Source organism: Acidisphaera rubrifaciens HS-AP3 (assembly GCF_000964365.1).
Taxonomy (GTDB): domain Bacteria; phylum Pseudomonadota; class Alphaproteobacteria; order Acetobacterales; family Acetobacteraceae; genus Acidisphaera; species Acidisphaera rubrifaciens.
This window is the reverse complement of record NZ_BANB01000451.1, coordinates 1-4,134: the sequence shown is the minus strand read 5'-3', so window position 1 is coordinate 4,134 and position 4,134 is coordinate 1. Positions and strand designations below refer to the sequence as shown.

The following is a 4,134-nucleotide window of genomic DNA, read 5'->3' as shown; positions in this document are numbered from 1 at the left end:
CAGGCGGGCATGCGGGCGGCGCATCGCCGTGACGGGGTGGCGCTGTGCCGGTTCCTAGCCTGGCTCGACCGCACCGCCCCCGGCGGCGGCCTGACCGAGATGAGCGCCGCGGCGCGTCTGCTGTCGCTGCGCGCGGAGCAGGACCTGTTTCGCGGTGAAAGCTTCGCCGCGATTTCCGGTGCCGGCGAACACGGGGCGATCATCCATTATCGCGTGACGCAAGCCACCGACCGGCCGCTCAACCGTAACGAGGTGTACCTGATCGACTCCGGCGGCCAGTACCAGGACGGCACGACGGACGTGACGCGCACCGTCTGGACCGGCCCGGACGCGGCGCCGGACGCCGTACGCGAGCAGGTGACGCGGGTGCTGCGCGGGCATATCGCCATCGCGACGGCGGTGTTTCCGCAGGGCGTCGCCGGTCCGCATCTCGACGCCTTCGCCCGGCGCGCGCTGTGGGAGGCGGGGCTCGACTACGACCACGGCACGGGGCATGGCGTGGGCAGCTACCTGTCCGTCCACGAGGGGCCTGTCAGTCTCTCGCGCCTTGCGCGCCCGGTGCCGCTGGCGCCCGGCATGGTGCTGTCGGACGAGCCCGGCCTGTATATCTCCGGCCAGTACGGCATACGGCTGGAGAACCTGCTGCTGGTGCAGGAGATGCCGGGCTTCGGCACACGGCCGTTCCTGCGCTTCGAGACGCTGACGCTGGCGCCGTTCGACCGCCGTCTGCTCGATCGCGCGCTGCTGCCGGCCGCGGACGTCGCGTGGCTTGATGCCTATCATCAGCGTGTGCTCGACGAGATCGGGCCGCTGCTCGACGGCGCCGATCGTGCGTGGCTGCAAGCGGCCTGCGCGCCGCTTGCGTGACGCGGTGGCGCCGACTCGGCGCCCCGGCTAGACGGACCGGCGCGGCGGATCGGGCGGCGACGCGGCGGCGGCGGCATGATTTTCCTTTCGGAAGCGGCACTTAGCGTGACGCAGGCGCGAAAAGCCCGGATTTGACGGGGTTCCCGGCGGCTTTGCCCTTGTTTGGCCGCGGTTTGCGTGATTCCCTTCCGCGCAGAGGCGAATCGCATCACACGAGGAGAGGCTACGATGGCCCTGGCGAAGAAAGCTGCGCCGGCAAAGAAGGCGCCGGCCAAAGCGGCGGCGAAATCAGGAAGCAAGGCCGCGACGCCCGCGACCGTCACGCTGAAGCACGTCGGCGCCACGCTTGCCGAGGATCACGGCATGACGAAGAAGGACGCCGATGCGATGCTGAACGACTTCGTCGCGGTGGTCGTCAAGCATCTGAAGAAGGGCGAGCGCGTGCGTCTCGCGGGGCTCGGCATCCTGCAGGTCCGCTCGCGTCCGGCCCGCATGGGACGCAATCCGGCGACCGGCGAGCCGATCAAGATCAAGGCCAGCAAAAAGGTCGCCTTCCGTCCGGCCAAGGAACTCAAGGAAGCGATCTGACCGCGCTGCCGCCGCGGGGGCCTATCCTGCGGCGGCGACGGCTTTCCCCCGATGCCGGTACCGACCTATGGTCACCGGATGTGGGGTGTTTCGATGCACGAAAGACGGGCTTATCGACATGCGCGGCGGGCCGAGCGCTGGCTTGCCGCCGCGCTGCTGCTCGCCGCGCCGGCCGCGGCGCGCGCGGCGATCGTCCTGTCGGCGAATGACGGGCATACGGTTCTCGGGCCGTCGATGTCGCTGTCGGCCGCGCCGTCGCCGGTGCCCGACACGCTCTCCGTCATTGATCTGACGGACGCCGCCCCGCGCATCGCCGCGACGATCGAGGTGCCCACCAGCGTGGTCGGGCCGCCGACCGCCGTATGGGTGGCGCCCGACGAAAGCTGGGCGATCGTCACCGCGGCGAATCGCGCCGATCCCTCGGCGCCGTCCGGTCTCGCGGCCGACGACCTGGTCTCCGTCATCGATCTCACGGCGAAACCGCCGCGCATCGTCCAGCAGGTGCATGCCGGCGCCGGGGCGACCACGGTGCGGGTGTCGCCGGACGGCACGCTGGCGCTGATCTGCAACCGGGTCGCCGGCACCGTCTCCGTCTTCAGCGTCCATGACCGCCGTCTCACCGACGTGGGGCCGGTCATGCTCGCACCGCACGCCGGACCGGGCGGGCTGGTGTTTTCGGCGGACGGACGCTTCGCACTGGTCAGTCGTTTCTTCGACAACCAGATCTCCGTGCTGCACATCGACGGGCTGCAGGTGACGGTCGATCCGCGCCCGCTGACCGCGGGTGTGGCGCCCTATACCATGGACGTGACCGCCGATGGCCGTGTTGCCGCCGTCGCGAACATGGGACGCGGCGACGGCGACGCCGACACCGTCAGCTTCATCGACATGAAGGCCGATCCGCCCCGCGTGGTCGCGACACACAGCGTCGGTCAGACGCCGGAGGGCATCGCCTTCTCCCATGACGGCCGCATCCTGGCCACGGCGCTGATCAACGGCACGAACCGGCCGAAGGACGCGCCCGGCTGGCATGCCGCCGGGCGGCTCGTCCTGTGGACGATCACGCCGCAATTCGGGCTCGAACTGCTGGCCGAGGCACCGATCGGCCGCTGGTCGCAGGGCGTTGCCTTCTCGCCCGGCGGACGGCTCGTGTTCGTGCAGAACATGGTGGAGCATACGATCTCCGTCTTCCGCTTCGACGGCCGCACGCTCACGCCCGGGGCGCCGCTGAGCACGGGCGGCGCCGGGCCGGCGGCGATCGGACAGGCGGCGACGCGCTGATGACGGGGGCGCCGCCCGTCGCCGAACTGGCGACGCACGCGGTGACCAACCAGCCGCCGGACTATGGCGGCGTCGACCTGTTCGCGACCGATGCCGCGCTTGCGGAGGCGGCGCTGCGCGAGGGGGGCGCATGGGTCGGCGCGCCGCTGCACGATCTGGGACGCGAGGCCGGCGGCATCGATCTGCTCGCGCTGGGCGAGGCGGCGAACCGGCATCCGCCCGAGCTTGCGGCCTTCGACCGCTATGGGCAGCGCCTGGACGAGGTGCGGTTCCATCCCGCCTATGACGCGCTGATGGCGACGGCGATGCGGCACGGCATCCACGACGTCGCGTGGCGCGCGGGCCGGACCGGCGGCCACGTGCTGCACGCGGCCATGCTCGCGATCTTCACCCAGGCCGAGGCCGGGGTGATGTGCCCGATGAGCATGACCTATGCGTCCGTCCCCGCGCTGCGGCATGCGGCGCCGGCGGTGCGCGACCTGTGGATCGGCCGGATCGTCGGTGGCGTCTATGACGCGCTGCTGCGGCCGGTCGCCGACAAGCAGGGTGCCACGGTCGGCATGGCGATGACGGAGAAACAGGGCGGCTCGGACGTGCGCGCCAACACGACGCGGGCCGAGCCCGACGGGGCGGACGGCGCCGTGCGGCTGGTGGGGCACAAATGGTTCTGCTCCGCTCCGATGAGCGACGGGTTCCTGACCTTGGCGCAGGGCGAGGCCGGGCTGTCCTGCTACCTCGTCCCGCGCATCCTGCCGGACGGGACGCGCAACGCGATTCACCTGCAGCGGCTCAAGGACAAGCTCGGCAACCGCTCGAACGCGTCGGCGGAGATCGAATACCACGGCGCCTGGGCGCTGCCGGTCGGCGCGCCGGGGCGCGGCGTCGCGACGATCATCGAGATGGTCCACCACACCCGGCTCGACACGCTGGCGGGCACGCTCGGCATCATGCGCGCGGCGCTGGCGCGGGCGGCGCATCACGCGGCGCACCGGCGCGCCTTCCAGCGGCGGCTGATCGACCAGCCCGCGATGGCGGCCGTGCTCGCCGATCTGGCCGTGGAGTACGAGGCGGCGGCGGTGCTGGTCATGCGCCTCGCCCGTGCCTTTGACGCCGCCGACGGCGCGGAGTCGGCGCTGGCGCGGCTCGGCGTCGCGCTCGGCAAGTTCTGGCTGACGCGTCGCTGCCCGGGCTTCGTCGCCGAATGCCTCGAATGCCTGGGCGGCGCGGGATACATCGAGGAGCAGGCGTTGCCGCGCCTGTATCGCGAGGCGCCGCTGAACGCGATCTGGGAGGGGTCGGGCAACGTCATCGCGCTCGACGTGCTGCGCGCGCTCGCGCGCCAGCCCGCCGCCGGGGCGGCGGTGCTGGCCGAGATCGCGGCGGCACGGGGCGGCCATC

At 71.8% G+C, this 4,134-nt stretch carries 4 protein-coding genes; all 4 read left to right on the top strand.

Going from position 1 to position 4,134, the window contains the following annotated elements; all coding sequences use genetic code 11:
* Window positions 1–867, top strand: an 867-nt coding sequence (locus B8460_RS12815) for a M24B family metallopeptidase (protein WP_048861995.1), incomplete at its 5' end; no start/stop codon positions are given.
* A gap of 177 nt (window positions 868–1,044) precedes the next feature.
* Window positions 1,045–1,455, top strand: coding sequence for an HU family DNA-binding protein (locus B8460_RS12810; protein WP_241771186.1), 411 nt, complete (start codon window positions 1,045–1,047; stop codon window positions 1,453–1,455).
* Between the two features lie 93 nt (window positions 1,456–1,548).
* The gene (locus tag B8460_RS12805; protein ID WP_048861993.1) at window positions 1,549–2,736 is read left to right on the top strand and encodes a lactonase family protein; all 1,188 of its coding nucleotides are present in this window, start codon (window positions 1,549–1,551) and stop codon (window positions 2,734–2,736) included.
* A partial coding sequence (locus B8460_RS12800; protein ID WP_048861992.1) for an acyl-CoA dehydrogenase family protein occupies window positions 2,736–4,134 on the top strand: 1,399 nt, incomplete at its 3' end. The genes B8460_RS12805 and B8460_RS12800, both read left to right, overlap by 1 nt.